This is a genomic window from Trinickia symbiotica (genome assembly GCF_002934455.1).
Taxonomy (GTDB): domain Bacteria; phylum Pseudomonadota; class Gammaproteobacteria; order Burkholderiales; family Burkholderiaceae; genus Trinickia; species Trinickia symbiotica.
Genome location: NZ_PTIR01000006.1, coordinates 23,606 through 36,980 on the forward strand (window position 1 = coordinate 23,606; position 13,375 = coordinate 36,980).

Below are 13,375 nucleotides of genomic sequence, written 5' to 3' on the forward strand. Positions count from 1 at the left end.
GCGGGGTTTGGCTGATCTGCTTGCTCACTCGCCGCGCGCGATACCGCGCAGCCGCTCGAGCAACGCAGCGGGAATGTCGATGCCGTCACGCCGCGCCGATCGAGCCACGTCGCGGCGGCGCTCCCCCGGCAGACGGACATCGGAGTCGACGAGCATTTGCTCGACCAAGGCCTCGACGCGGGAAAGATAAGCTTCATTGCCGGCGAGCGCGGCGGGATCGATCGCCCAGAAAAGATGGCCGATGCTCGAGCGGGCGCCGTCCGCGGTCAGGAAGGAACCGGCTTCGTAGCCGAAATTCGCTCCGGCCAACGCGGCGGCCAGCAGTTCGACGATGAGCGCGAGCATCGCGCCTTTCGCGCCGCCGAAGGGCAACATCATGCCGTCGAGCGCGGCTTTGGCGTCGGTGGTCGGCAGTCCGTCGCGCGTCGTCGCCCATCCCTGCGGGATGGGCTTGCCTTCCTGAGCCGCGACCATGATCTTGCCGCGCGCCACTTGCGACAGCGACAAATCGATGATTAACGGATCCGCGCGCCGGCGCGGAAAGACCGCGGCGATCGGATTCGTGCCGAAGATCGCATGCCGGCCACCCTCGGCCGGCATCGCAGCGGGCGAGTTGCTGAATGCGAGGCCGACCATGCCGGCCGCGCCAATCGCTTCGAGGTGCCATGCGCCCGCGCCGAAGTGATGGCTGCGCGTCACGCTGGCGACCGCGCTGCCGTACTCGCGTGCACGTTCGATTACGGTGGACACGGCGAGCGCGCAAGCGGGGTAGGCCATCCCATCCGCGGCATCGACGAGCACGGCGGCGCCGCGCGATGAAACGATGGCCGCCACGGCTTTGGGATCGACGCGTCCGTTGCGCAACTGCGCGACGTACATCGGCAATCGCGAGACGCCATGCGAGGAGAGCCCATGCAAATCGGCATAGACGAGGGCGTTGGCGGTCGCGATCGCTGTATCGCTGCGTGCGCCCGCGGCCGCGAGCGCGCGCGTGGCGAGCTCGGTCAGCTCGGCAGGCGAAATGCGTGTCATTCGGAGGCTCCTTTGCAGCAAGGGTTATGACATCAGCGCGGCGTATGCGCATCGTCGCTGAGCGCTTGCGCGACCCGCGAAGCGACGAGCGTGCTCACACGCATGTTGGACTGCGCGGTGAGACCGGCGATATGCGGCGTCAGGATGAGGTTCGGCACGTCAGCAAGGACCGAGCCGCTTTGGAGCGGCTCTCGAGCGAACACGTCGAGTGCCGCGCCGCCGAGTCGGCCTTCGCGCAGCGCGGACGCGAGCGCCGCTTCATCGACGATGCCTCCGCGCGACGTATTGATGAGAATCGCGTGCGACGGCAGCAGTGCAAGTCGTGTAGCGTCCAGCAGATTGCGCGTGGCGTTCGTGAGCGGCATGTGGAGCGTGACGACATCGGCGCTGCGCAGCGCCTCGTCGAGCGGCACCGGGCGAGCGCCCGTCGAGCCCCAGCACGGCGCGTCTGGCGGCTGAGCCGGATCGTAACCGATGGCGGTCATGCCGATTGCGTTGGCGAGGCTGGCGACGAGTTGGCCGATACCGCCGAATCCGATGATCGCCAGCGTGCTGCCGGCGGCCTCCCGTCCATTGGACAGCGCCGCACGCGGCCATGCGCCCGCGGCAACGGCATCGCTCGACGTGTAGGCGCCGCGTAAAAGCAGCATGGCGGTCGCGATCACATACTCGGCCACCGCGCGGGCGTTGGCGCCCGTCGCCGGCAAGACCGCCACGCCGCGCGCCGCGCAGGCGTCGACATCGATATTGTCGAGGCCGACGCCGAGCCTTCCGATGGCGACGAGTCGCGGCGCGGCGTCGAGCAACGCCCGCGTGACTTGCGTGCGATTGCGCACGATCAGGGCGTCGGCGTCCTTCAGGCACGCCAGCAGGCGCGCAGGATCATCGACGAGCGCGGGATCCGCATGCACGTCGAACTGACGCGACAGCGACTCGATCGCCGCACCGTCCATGAACTCGGTGATGACGATTTTCTTCAATTCGTGTTCCTCCGGGCGACAGATGGGATCTTCAGCTCGCGAGTCGCGTCCATCCGCGCGTCGCGGGCCGTCTCCTCCTCATAGACGCCAACGCGCGGCGCTGACAACACGTCGCGTGCCGTGTGCACGTCGAAAACGCCCTCCCAGCGGGCCACCACGATCGTCGCGACGGCATTGCCGATGAGGTTGACGAGGGCGCGAACCTCGTTGAGTATCCGATCGACGCCGAGTATCAGCGTGATCCCGGCCACGGGAATGATGTTGTGCGTCGACAGCGTCGCCGTCAGTGCGACGAGCGCGGCACCGGCTACGCCCGCGCCGCCCTTGGACGTCACCATGAGTATGGCGAGCAGACCGATCTGCTGCGGGAGCGTCAAATGCGTGCCGGTCGCCTGCGCGATGAAGAGCGACGTCATCGTCAGATAGATGGCGGCGCCGTCGAGGTTGAACGAGTAACCCGTGGGCAGCACGAGTCCAACAACGGACTTGGGGCAGCCGAGCTTTTCGAGCTTGTCCATGAGTCGCGGCAACACTGACTCCGTCGTCGAAGTGCCGAGCACGATCAGCATCTCCTCGCGCAGGTACCGAATGAGCGGCCACAGCCCTATGCCGGCCCATCGGCAGATCGTGCCGAGCACGAGCGCGACGAAAAGGACGCTCGTCAGGTAGAAGCAGACGATGAGCAGGCCCAGTTGCTGCAGCGTGCCGATGCCGTACTTTCCCACCGTGAACGCCATCGCGCCGAACGCGCCGAGCGGGGCGAGCCGCATGATCATCTCGACGATGCGCATGAGCGCGTCGCCGCATTGCTCGATGACGTTCGAGAGGAAACGGCTCTTCTCGCCCATGATCGAGAGCGCGATGCCGAACAACACCGAAAAGAGCAGTACTTGAAGCAGATTGCCTCGTGCAAACGCGCCGACGACCGAGCTCGGCACGATCTCCTCGAGCAGACCGCCCGATGCCTGTGTTTGTGCCACCGATTCATAGTGGCTGATCGCGTGCGCGTCGAGTGTGCGAGGGTCGATATCGAGACCGGCACCGGGATGCATCACGTTGGCAACGACGAGTCCGATCAAGAGCGCGAGCGTCGTGATGGCTTCGAAGTAGAGAATCGTCTTGAGTCCGACGCGGCCGACGTGCTTCAGATTTTCCATCCGTGCGATGCCGAGCGCGACGGTGCAGAAGATCACCAACGTGACGAGCATCTTGATGAGCCGGATGAAGACGTCGCCGAGCGGTTTCATCGTCACGCCCGTGGAAGGCAGGAGGTACCCGACGACGATGCCGGCCGCAAGGCCGATGAGAACCTGAACGTAAAGGCTTTTGAGCATGCGCAAGATGGTGTCTCCTCCACTCGCTGCTGCTGGATGATAGGGGGCGGCGGGTTCACGCTCGGGCCGGCGAAAGCCGGTCCGAGCAGCGCACGCCGCCGGGCGCCGGTTCGATACGGCGTCACTGTCTCATGCGGCGCGGCCCTCAAGCCCGAATGACCCCATCGGGAAAATGGAGGCTTGCCGTGCGGTGGCGGCGTTTCCTTCGCACTCCTTATGATCCGCACGGCGGCGGCGCCGCGTCGAAGGCTCAGGCGCTTTCGAAGAGACGCGTGAGCACGAACTCTCGATGCCCGAGCGTCTCGGCGGCGGTCCATCGGCCATTGACCGTGGCCAGCATCGCTTCGAGCAATTTGTCTCCGGCCTCGTCGAGGTTCTGCTCGCGCTGCAACAGGCCCGAGACATCGACGTCGATGTGCTCGGACATCGTGCGCACGGTACGCGGATTCGCGCAGATCTTGATGACGGGAAGAATGGGATTGCCGATTACGTTGCCCTGGCCCGTCGGGAAGAAATGGACGGCAAAGCCCGATGCCGCGCACAGGGTCACCATCTCGGCCGCTGCCGACGACGAATCCATGAACCAAAGACCGGATCCCGTCGGCGTTTCCGCTTTGTCGAGTACGCCATCGACCTTGCAGCGCTTGCCGATTTTCTGAATGTTGCCAAGCGCCTTTTCTTCGATGGTCGTCAGCCCGCCGGCGATATTGCCCTTCGTCGGTTGCGACTCGGACAGGTCGTCCGTTTTCCAGCGATTGATCATGTCCTGATAGCGGTCGAACATGAACTGAAAGCGCTCGCGCACCGCGTCGTTCGCGCAGCGCTCGGCAACGAGCTGCTCGCCGCCCGTGAGTTCCGACGTTTCGCCGAACACGAGCGTCGTGCCGAGCCCGTAGAGCTTGTCGAACGCGTTGCCGACCGTCGGGTTCGAGCCGCAGCCCGAGGTCGTGTCGGATTCGCCGCACTTCGTCGATACCCAGAGATCGGCAATCGGACATATTTCGCGCTCGAGGGAAGTCGCGTACTGAACCATTTCCTTGGCGGCCTTCGAGGCGCGCATGATCGTGTCGTGGTCCCCATGCAGCTCGATGCCGAAGCCCATGACGGGCTTGCCCGATTTCGCGATGCCGTCGACGACGCGCTTTGTCCAGCCTTCCTCGATGCCGATGACGATGACGGCGGCGACGTTCGGATTGCAGCCGGTGCCGATCAGTGTACGGAAGTGAAGATCGAGGTCCGCGCCGAACTGCAGCCGTCCGTAGGGGTGGGGCAGCGCCATCGTGCCCTTGATGTTGTTTTCGACTGCCAGGGCGGCCGCGTTCGACAGGTCGTCGACAGGCAGGATGATGACGTGGTTGCGCACGCCGACGCGGCCGTTGCTGCGGCGATAGCCGCGGAAAGTGGTGTTGCTGTCGATCACGCTCATGACGGTTCTCTATGCTCGCTTTGATTGGGACATTGACGGTCGCCGCGCGCCCTAGGACGGCGCTGCATGCGCGTATTACCAGCGCTTCGTCTTGATGTTGTGAACATGGGCGTGCTCGCCCGCGGCGATCGGGGCGACCACGCGCCCGATATCGACGCCGTACTTGTAGACGGTGTCTCCGACCGCCATGTCCTTTAGCGCGATCTTGTGCCCGATCGGAATGTCCTGCTTTGCCGTCACGGCGACGATCTCGTCGTCATCCATGATCCAGGCGTTGAGTCGATCCCCCGCCTGAATGCCCTCGACGACGGCGACGCCGACGGTGTCCTTCGCTTCGTGCAGCATGATATGGATCGTTCTTTTCTCAGGCGACGTTGACGCCCGTGTGGCCGATGCGGCTGCTGCGGTTTGGTTCATGGTGTTCTCCTCGATCTCCTGAAGACACGGTTCGTTTTCCGTGCAAACCATCTTAGGCGGCAGGTTCATCGGTGTCAACCATATCATCTATATGTCTTTGATGAGCCATATGAGCGGTAGTAGAATCCAGTGCCAGCAACGACAGGAATGTTTCGAATACACCGAGTGCATCAGAGGTCGCCATGAATACGATCATGCTCGCCACGTCCGCGATCGGCGGAACGCGGTACAAGGAAGTGAAGAACGCGATGCTGGCTGCGCTTGCCGCGAGCGAATGGAAGGGCGGGGAAGCGATACCGTCCGAAAAGCGTCTCGCCGAGCGCTTCGGCGTGTCCATCGGCACATTGCGCAAGGCGATCGACGAGCTGGTGGCGGACAACATTCTCGTGCGCCACCAGGGACTCGGCACGTTCGTGGCGCAGCACCAGCGCGACCGGCATTTCTTCCGCTTTTTCCGCATCGTCCGCCAGGACGGCGACAAGACCTATCCGACGGTCAGTCTCGCCAGTTTCAAAAGGACGAAGGCGTCCCGGGAAATCGCTTCGGCGCTCGGGATCGAGCCGGGCGAGCGCGTATTCTCGTTCGTCAATCGGCTGTCGCTGCATGGCGAAAGCGTCATCGTCGATCACATCGCCGTGGCCGAATCGCGCTTCTCCGGATTGACGGAGAAGGCGCTGCGCGAGCGGCCGAGCACGCTTTACAACTTCTATCAGGATGCTTTCGGCATCAATGTAGTCGGCACCGATGAGCGCCTGCGCGTGGCGAAGGCCGACGAGATGGAGGCGGAGTTGTTGGGCGTATCGGCCGGTACGCCGCTCCTCGAAGTCCGCCGTATTGCCTATTCGTACCACCATACGCCCGTCGAAGTGCGCATCTCGCACGTCAACACCGAGCGATACGAATACATGGGCGCATCGACAACGCGCGAGGAAACGAGTTAAGGCCGCCGGGACTCGCCCAGTCGTCACGCGAGCGAGCGGCGGCGGAAACGGCGGCCATTCCGGCGGCGATTGCGGCGGCGATTCCACGCTGACCCCGCCGGTTCCCTCTCGCTGCGAGACCCGGTTTTCCCCAATTTGCAATCGGTTAAGCGATCACCTACACTGCGAACTCATACAGATGAGTTAAATCACGCATAGGTCAACGCATCCCGTCGCGCGGCCCATGCTCCAACCGCTCATCGGTGAACGAACAGCCGGCCCGACGTTCGTCCGATCGTCAGGCGCCCGGCGCGAAGGAGACAGCACGATGCGCACTTCCCCCTCCCGTTGCCGCATCCCGATCCCGCACTTGCTGCGGGCCGGATGAGCGCACGGGCAAGGCGGGCCCTCCCTCTCGCACGTTCGGCCCGCCTTGCCCTCCCTCTTGCGTCTCACCCCTTTGCCATACGTTCCTTTTTTGCGAGGAGTGCCGAGCAATGAGCTTTCGCAAGGTCGTTTCACTATTCACCGTCTCGCTTGCCGTATGCGCGGTCACGCTCAGTGCGCCGGCCCGGGCCGACGTGACGGAAATCAAGGTTGCGCGCCAATACGGCATCAGCTATTTGCCGCTGATGATCATGCAGGACCAGAAGCTGATCGAGAAGCACGCGGCGCAACTCGGATTGCCCAACCTCAAGGTCTCCTGGGTCCAGTTCGCGGGAGGCAACGTGATGAACGATTCGCTTCTTTCGGACTCCTTGCAGATCGCGTCAGGTGGCGTCGCGCCGCTCGTATTGCTATGGGCGCGCACGCACAACACGCCGCTGGCCGTGCGTGCATTGGCCGCGATCAATTCGATGCCGCTCTTGCTCAATACGAACGATGCGAAGGTGAAGACGATCAAGGACTTCAGCGATCGGGACAAAATCGCTTTGCCGGCCGCGAAAGTCTCGATTCAGGCGATCACGCTGCAGATGGCCGCGCAAAAGGCGTTCGGCGAAGGCAACGCAGGCGTGCTCGACAAATACACGGTGACGCTCGCGCATCCGGACGCCCAGCAGGCGCTTTTGTCGGGAAACAGCGAAGTGACCGCGCATTTCGGTTCGCCGCCGTTCCAGGAACAAGAGCTCACGCACCCGAACATCCATACGGTGCTCAATTCTTACGACGTGCTCGGCGGCCGTTCGACCTTCAACCTCGTCTGGTGCACATCGAAGTTCTACGACCAGAACCCGAAGATCGTGAAGGCGTTCATGGCCGCACTCGATGAGGCCGAGACGATGATCCGCGACGACAAGCACGCGGCCGCGCTGTTGTACTTGCGCGTGAGCGGTGAGAAGACCAACGTCGGCGAGATCGAGAAGATGATCGCGGATCCGAATGTCGAGTTCACGACGACGCCGAGCAATACGATGAAGTATGCGACGTTCATGTCGCGCACGGGGCTTATCCGGACCACTCCGGCAACATGGAAGGACCTGTTCTTCCCGACCGCTCAATCGTTGCAGGGGAGCTGATTATGCGTTCTCAAGGTCAACAGGCGGGCCACGCGTCATCGACTGCCGATGGCGGGTCGTCGCCGCTGCTCGACGTGCGCGGGGTCACGCTACAGTACAAGACGCCAAAACACCTCGTCATGGCGACGTATCGCGTCGATTTTCAGGTCTTCGAAGGCGACCGTTTCGTTCTGCTCGGCCCGTCCGGTTGCGGCAAGTCCACGTTGCTGAAGAGCGTGGGCGGCTACCTGACGCCGACGGAAGGCTCGATCGTTCTGAAGGGCAAAGCGGTCACGAAGCCGGGGCCGGACCGGATGATGGTCTTCCAGGAATTCGATCAGCTGCTGCCCTGGAAAACCGTCAGGCAGAACGTCATGTTTCCGTTGGAGGCCGCGCTGCGCTTGAGTCCGCGCGAAGCCCAGGAGCGCGCGTTGCATTACATCGACAAGGTGAACCTGACGAAGTTCGCGAACAGCTACCCGCATACGCTATCGGGCGGAATGAAGCAGCGCGTGGCGATCGCCCGCGGCATGGCCATGGAACCCGACATTCTGCTCATGGATGAACCATTTGCGGCGCTCGATGCTCTGACTCGCCGCAAGATGCAGGATGAACTGATGGCGCTGTGGCAAGACACCCGATTCACGGTGCTGTTCGTCACTCATTCGATACCGGAGGCCATCAAAATCGGCAGCCGGATTCTGCTGCTGTCGCCGCACCCGGGCCAGGTCAAGGCCGAGCTCAACACGGCCGATACGGCGGAATCGGCCGCGGCGCTTGAGACGCGCATCCAGCAAATGCTGTTCGACGACGAAATCAAGGAGGCCGAACATGTCTGATGCCACCACCGCGCGCAACGGCACGCCTGCCATGGCCAATATATCGCCCCCTCCTCGCGGCGAGATCGTGCGGGAGCCCAGCAGCGCTCAGCAGTTCAGCGTCGTCGAAAAGCCGCTGTCGCCGCTCGAGCGTCTCTACAACCAGGGATGGGTGCGCAAGGTCTTCATCCTCGTCGTGCTCGCGTTGATTTGGGAATGGTACGGACGCACCCTCAACAACGCGCTGCTTTTTCCGACGTTCAGCGCCACGGTGCAGGCGTTCGTGAGCAGCATTGCAAGCGGCGAGTTGCCAGGCAAAGCATGGGCATCGATCCATGTTCTCCTGATCGGATACGCGTGCGGCGTCGTGCTGGCCGCGATTCTGACGGCCACCGCGATCACGTCGCGCATCGGCACCGATTTCCTCGAGACGATGACGTCGATGCTGAACCCGTTGCCGGCCATCGCACTGTTGCCACTGTCGCTGATCTGGTTCGGGCTCGGAAATGGCAGTCTCGTATTCGTACTCGTCCACTCGGTGACGTGGTCAGTCGCATTGAATACGCATTCCGGTTTCAAGTCCGTCAGCAATACGCTGAGAATGGTGGGGCGCAACTACGGGCTCGGCGGCATGCGCTACGTCATGAAGATTCTCGTGCCGGCCGCGTTTCCGAGCATCCTCACCGGGCTCAAGATCGGCTGGGCCTTCGCATGGCGCACGTTGATCGCCGCCGAGCTCGTTTTCGGCGTGAGCTCGGGTTCAGGCGGCCTCGGCTGGTTCATCTACGAAAACAAAAATCTGCTCGACATCGCGAACGTGTTCGCCGGGCTCTTTACTGTGATCCTGATTGGGCTCGCCGTCGAGAACCTGATCTTCCGCGTCGTCGAGCGCCATACCGTACAACGGTGGGGGATGCAATCGTGATGATGGCGGCTCGGGCGGGGCGCCCTTGTTGAGCCCCGAGCTGGCGCTGCTCGTCGCGGGCGGCAGCGCGGTCGCCGGCTTCGTGTCGGGGCTTGCCGGCTTTGCCTTCGGCCTCGTCGCGATGGTGTTCTGGGCATGGACGATGCCGCCCCAAGTGATCGGTCCGATGCTCGTCGTCGGGTCGCTCGTCGGTCAATTGCTGACGATCCACACGGTGCGCGCGCAGATTCGCGCGAAGCTCGTTGCGCCGTTCGTGATCGGCGGCTTCGTCGGCGTGCCAATCGGGGCCGCGCTGTTGCCGATCATCGATCCGGTCGCATTCCGGATCGGCGTGGGCCTCTTGCTCATCGCCTATTGCAGCGTCATGCTGGCGGCGACGAATCTGCCTGTCCTGAAGGTCGGCGGCTCGTTCGCGGACGGCGGGGTTGGCATGGTGGGCGGGATCCTGGGCGGCATCGCCGGGCTCGTCGGCCCGGCTCCCACCGTATGGTGCATGCTGCGCGGCCACGACAAGCATACTCAGCGCGCGATCTGTCAGACCTTCTTCATCGCGATGCAATCGTTGACGCTGGTCACGTATCTGGCCACGGGCATCATCGGTCGGCAGACGTTTTACCTGATCCTGTGCATGGTGCCCCCAGCCCTCGTTTTCGCCTGGCTCGGTTCGCGCCTTTACCTGCGCATCTCCGAGCGCGTATTCCGGCGAGTGCTGCTCGTGCTGCTGTTCGCATCGGGCGCCGCGCTCTTCGGCACATCGCTCGCCCATCTTTCGAAATGAGCCCCGCGTATGAGCGCGATTCGCTATTTCGTGACGTTTCTCGCCGTGGCACGACACGGCTCGTTCGCAGCCGCCGCGGAAGAAGTCTGCCTCACGCAGGCGGCCGTCGGCCTGCAGATGCGCTCACTCGAGCGCGATCTCGACATGGTCCTCTTCGAGCGCACGCCGCGCTCCATCTCGTTGAGTGAGCAAGGGCGCATGATTGTGCCGCTTGCCGAGGCGCTCGTCGCCGACTATCGAAGGATTCTCGCGACAGGCGAGCGAGCCGAGCTGGCCGGTGTCGTGCGGGTGGGGGCGCTCGTTTCTTCGCTAATGGGCGCATTCGCCGATGCGATGCTCGATCTGAAGCGTCGCTATCCGCGGCTCGAACTGAAACTTTTCACGGGTCTTTCGAGCGATTTCGCCGAGCGCGTGGAAGGCGGGGATCTCGATGCCGCGATCGTGACGCAAGCGCCGGCCGGCTTTCCCGCCGCGCTCAAATGGACGGCGCTCTACAGCGAGCCGTTGGTGTTGATCAGTTGCGCCGATGCGCCGAATAGCGGCATTGGCGGACTGCTCGAAGAGCCGTTCATTCGGTTCGATCGCCAGACCTGGACCGGCATCCTGATCGAAAACGCGCTGCAAGCCCTGGGTGTCGGCGCGAACGAGATCATGGAACTCAATTCGATCGAGGCGATTTGTGAAATGGTGCGGCGCGGCTTCGGCGTCGCCATCGTGCCGCGCCTTGCCAACGCAAACTGGGATCCGGCCTCGGGGTTGCGGGTGACGGCGTTGCCGGATCGGATCGAGCCGCGACGCGTGGGCTTGCTCGAGCGGCGCGAGCATTCGCGCGAGGCGTTTACGCAGGCCGTCAAGCGTCATTTCATCGACATGCCGGCGGACACGACGGGGGAGGCGGGCGCCGCATCGATGAGCGACTGACCTGGTCTCACTCGCGTGAACGCCACCCGGCGGCGCGTTGCCTCGAACGCGCCGTCGACATGGCGAAGACAGACATAGTCGGAAGAGTCGAGATCGCCTGGTTCGGGAAAGTCTTCCCTGTAGTGCGCGCCGCGCGAGTTCTCGCGCAAGATCGCGGCTTCCGTAATCGCGCGGCTCACGAGAGTGAGGTTGTGCAGGTTCATCCAGTCGTGCCACGACAGGTTGAAGCGCAAGTCGCTGCCGTCCACGCCCGTGCGATCGAGCTCGGCTTCGATGTCCATCAGCGCGGCGCGCGCGCGGGCGAGGCCCGAGGCGTCGCGCAGAATGCCGACATCGCGCCACATGAGCTCGTAGAGCGCCTCCCGGATCGCTTCGAGATTGCCCGGTCGCAGCCCGAGCGGGCGCCGGCAGCGGTCCATTGCGCGCGAGATGGCTTCGCGGCTCGGCGCTTCGAAGCCGCACAGTTGAGTGGCCCACCGCGCGAGCGTATCGCCCGCGATGCCGCCGAATACCGTGGAATTGGCCACGCCGTTGCCGCCCAGCCGGTTCGCGCCGTGCACGCCACCCGCGTCTTCGCCAGCAACGAAGAGGCCCGGCAGTGTCGTCGAGCAGTCGCGCTCGAAGACGACCCCGCCCATCATGTAGTGCGCCGTCGGCACGACTTCAACCTGGTCGCCCGCGAGGTCGAAGCCGCAATCCGCGCAACGCTCGACCATGCCTTTGAATCGCTGCCGCACCGTGTCGGGGCCGAGATGCGACATGCGCAGGTAGACGCCGCCGTTCGGCGAGGCTTTTCCGGCTCGCAGCTCGCGGTAGATGCTGCGCGAGACGATATCGCGCGTGGCGCGCTCGCCGCGCGGATCGTAGCGGTGCATGAAGCGCTCGCCATTGCCGTCGAGCAGGTAGCCGCCCGCGCCGCGGAGGCCCTCTTCGAGGACCGTGCCCGTCATGCGCGTATGCGTGCCGGCGAGAAGACCGGTCGGGTGGAACTGGACCATCTCCATGTCGCGCAGCGTCAGGCCCGCGCGCAAGGCCATCGCCATGCCGTCGCAGCTCTTGTCTCCGCTCGGCGTGTGGTACTTGTACATCGTCGGCCCGCCGCCCGTCGCGAGCAATACGCCTTTGGCCCGCACGAGCACGAACTCGCCCGATCGCATGTCGATCATGAGGACGCCCGCGAGCGCATCGCCGGTATCCGATTCGATGAACTCGACGGCACGGTGCTCCTCGAGCCGCCCGATGCCACGCGCCCATACCTGCTCGGCGAGCCGGTTGATGATTTCGATGCCCGTCTGGTCACCCTTATGAACGGTGCGATCGAACGTCTGGCCGGCGAACGCTTTTTGCCGGACCGTGCCGTCCGGGTTTCGATCGAAGAAGCATCCGAGCTCGTTTTCGAGCTCGTGAATGCGCTCGATCGCGCCGTTCACGAGGATCCAGGCCAGCTCCTGATTCGATAGCCACTTGCCGCCTTCGATCGTGTCCATGAAGTGGCGCTCCACGGAATCGCCGGGCGCGAGGGCGACGTTGTAGCCCCCCTGGACCATGCGCGTGCAGCCGCATTTGCCAAGCAGCCCCTTGACGGCAACGGTGATGCGAAGGTAGGGCGCCGCGGCATGTGCGTGCAGCGCCGCGAAGAGCCCGGCGCCGCCGCTGCCGAGGATCAGTATGTCGGTGTCGTATTGCTTCATGATGCAATCAAGCCTTGATGCCGAGCGACTGCAGCACGGCTTTGCGCTTTTCCTGACTGTCTCGCTGGACGGTCGAGTAGAGGCTCGCTCCGTGGCTGTCCATCGCCACGAGCAAAGGGCCGAACTCCTTGATCCGGAAACGCCAGAGCGATTCGGGGTTAAGGTCGTCCAAGTCGACGTCCTCGATTTTCTCGATCCAGGTGGTCTCGAGGGCGGCGGTGCCGCCGACGATCGCGAGATACACGCCGCCATGCGTGGCGAAGGCACAGCTCGACGCGTCGGCAAGTCCGCCTTTGCCGATCACGATGCGCACGCCATACTGCGCCATCAGCGGCTCGGTGAAGCGCTCCATTCGCATCGAGGTCGTCGTGCCGATGCATACGGGCTCGTAGCCGGCAGGATGGGCATCGGAAGAGGGCACCTTACGCACGTTGGGTGCCGTGTGGATCACCGCGTGCCCGCGAAGGTCGAATCGCGTCTTACGGCCGCGGTCGAACATATGAATCTGCGTCGCATCGCGAATGCCGAACAGCGTGCCGGTGAGCGTTACCGTGTCTCCGACGCGAAGCGCGCGCGCCTCGCTTTCGGTAATGGGAGTGGTGAGCCGATAATGCGCCATCGTGAGTCCTTCTTTCGC

At 63.9% G+C, this 13,375-nt stretch carries 13 protein-coding genes; 6 read left to right on the forward strand and 7 right to left on the reverse strand.

The genetic code is table 11. From position 1 onward, the window contains the following. Nucleotides 1–24 precede the first annotated feature (24 nt). The 5 genes from B0G57_RS10730 to B0G57_RS10750 form a co-directional block, all read right to left on the reverse strand. A complete protein-coding gene (locus B0G57_RS10730) occupies nucleotides 25–1,032 on the reverse strand; it encodes an Ldh family oxidoreductase (RefSeq protein WP_018443557.1) in 1,008 nt (335 codons plus the stop codon). A gap of 32 nt (nucleotides 1,033–1,064) precedes the next feature. Further along, on the reverse strand, nucleotides 1,065–2,012 hold the full coding sequence (locus B0G57_RS10735) for a hydroxyacid dehydrogenase (protein WP_018443556.1): 948 nt from the start codon (nucleotides 2,010–2,012) through the stop codon (nucleotides 1,065–1,067). Beyond that, on the reverse strand, nucleotides 2,009–3,346 hold the full coding sequence (dctA, locus tag B0G57_RS10740) for a C4-dicarboxylate transporter DctA (RefSeq protein ID WP_018443555.1): 1,338 nt from the start codon (nucleotides 3,344–3,346) through the stop codon (nucleotides 2,009–2,011). Before dctA ends, B0G57_RS10735 begins: the two co-directional genes overlap by 4 nt. 250 nt (nucleotides 3,347–3,596) lie before the next feature. Continuing rightward, nucleotides 3,597–4,772, reverse strand: coding sequence for a UxaA family hydrolase (locus tag B0G57_RS10745; protein WP_018443554.1), 1,176 nt, complete (start codon nucleotides 4,770–4,772; stop codon nucleotides 3,597–3,599). Nucleotides 4,773–4,847: 75 nt separating this feature from the next. Then, nucleotides 4,848–5,117: a UxaA family hydrolase gene (locus tag B0G57_RS10750; RefSeq protein ID WP_020566528.1), complete on the reverse strand. Its 270-nt coding sequence runs from the start codon at nucleotides 5,115–5,117 to the stop codon at nucleotides 4,848–4,850. A 254-nt stretch (nucleotides 5,118–5,371) separates the two neighbouring features. Here B0G57_RS10750 and B0G57_RS10755 point away from each other — a divergent pair, with 254 nt between their 5' ends. The 6 genes from B0G57_RS10755 to B0G57_RS10780 all read left to right on the forward strand — a co-directional run bounded on the left by B0G57_RS10755 (nucleotide 5,372) and on the right by B0G57_RS10780 (nucleotide 11,047). Next, nucleotides 5,372–6,130 carry a GntR family transcriptional regulator gene (locus B0G57_RS10755; protein ID WP_018443552.1) on the forward strand — a complete coding sequence of 253 codons (759 nt, stop codon included), beginning with the start codon at nucleotides 5,372–5,374 and terminating at the stop codon, nucleotides 6,128–6,130. Between the two features lie 476 nt (nucleotides 6,131–6,606). Further along, nucleotides 6,607–7,626 (forward strand): ABC transporter substrate-binding protein, encoded by a 1,020-nt coding sequence (locus tag B0G57_RS10760; RefSeq protein WP_018443551.1) that lies wholly within the window; start codon nucleotides 6,607–6,609, stop codon nucleotides 7,624–7,626. Nucleotides 7,627–7,628: 2 nt separating this feature from the next. Beyond that, on the forward strand, nucleotides 7,629–8,444 hold the full coding sequence (locus B0G57_RS10765) for an ABC transporter ATP-binding protein (protein WP_018443550.1): 816 nt from the start codon (nucleotides 7,629–7,631) through the stop codon (nucleotides 8,442–8,444). Continuing rightward, nucleotides 8,437–9,348, forward strand: coding sequence for an ABC transporter permease (locus B0G57_RS10770; RefSeq protein WP_018443549.1), 912 nt, complete (start codon nucleotides 8,437–8,439; stop codon nucleotides 9,346–9,348). The genes B0G57_RS10765 and B0G57_RS10770 overlap by 8 nt, the downstream gene beginning before the upstream one ends. A 28-nt stretch (nucleotides 9,349–9,376) precedes the next feature. Beyond that, nucleotides 9,377–10,126 carry a sulfite exporter TauE/SafE family protein gene (locus B0G57_RS10775; RefSeq protein WP_223258709.1) on the forward strand — a complete coding sequence of 250 codons (750 nt, stop codon included), beginning with the start codon at nucleotides 9,377–9,379 and terminating at the stop codon, nucleotides 10,124–10,126. Between the two features lie 9 nt (nucleotides 10,127–10,135). Further along, a complete protein-coding gene (locus B0G57_RS10780) occupies nucleotides 10,136–11,047 on the forward strand; it encodes a LysR substrate-binding domain-containing protein (RefSeq protein ID WP_018443547.1) in 912 nt (303 codons plus the stop codon). Here the strand turns inward: B0G57_RS10780 and B0G57_RS10785 are convergent. Continuing rightward, nucleotides 10,984–12,738 (reverse strand): L-aspartate oxidase, encoded by a 1,755-nt coding sequence (locus tag B0G57_RS10785; protein ID WP_018443546.1) that lies wholly within the window; start codon nucleotides 12,736–12,738, stop codon nucleotides 10,984–10,986. The genes B0G57_RS10780 and B0G57_RS10785 overlap by 64 nt on opposite strands. A gap of 7 nt (nucleotides 12,739–12,745) precedes the next feature. Then, the gene (locus tag B0G57_RS10790) at nucleotides 12,746–13,357 is read right to left on the reverse strand and encodes a FumA C-terminus/TtdB family hydratase beta subunit (RefSeq protein ID WP_018443545.1); all 612 of its coding nucleotides are present in this window, start codon (nucleotides 13,355–13,357) and stop codon (nucleotides 12,746–12,748) included. Between the last annotated feature and the right edge of the window lie 18 nt (nucleotides 13,358–13,375).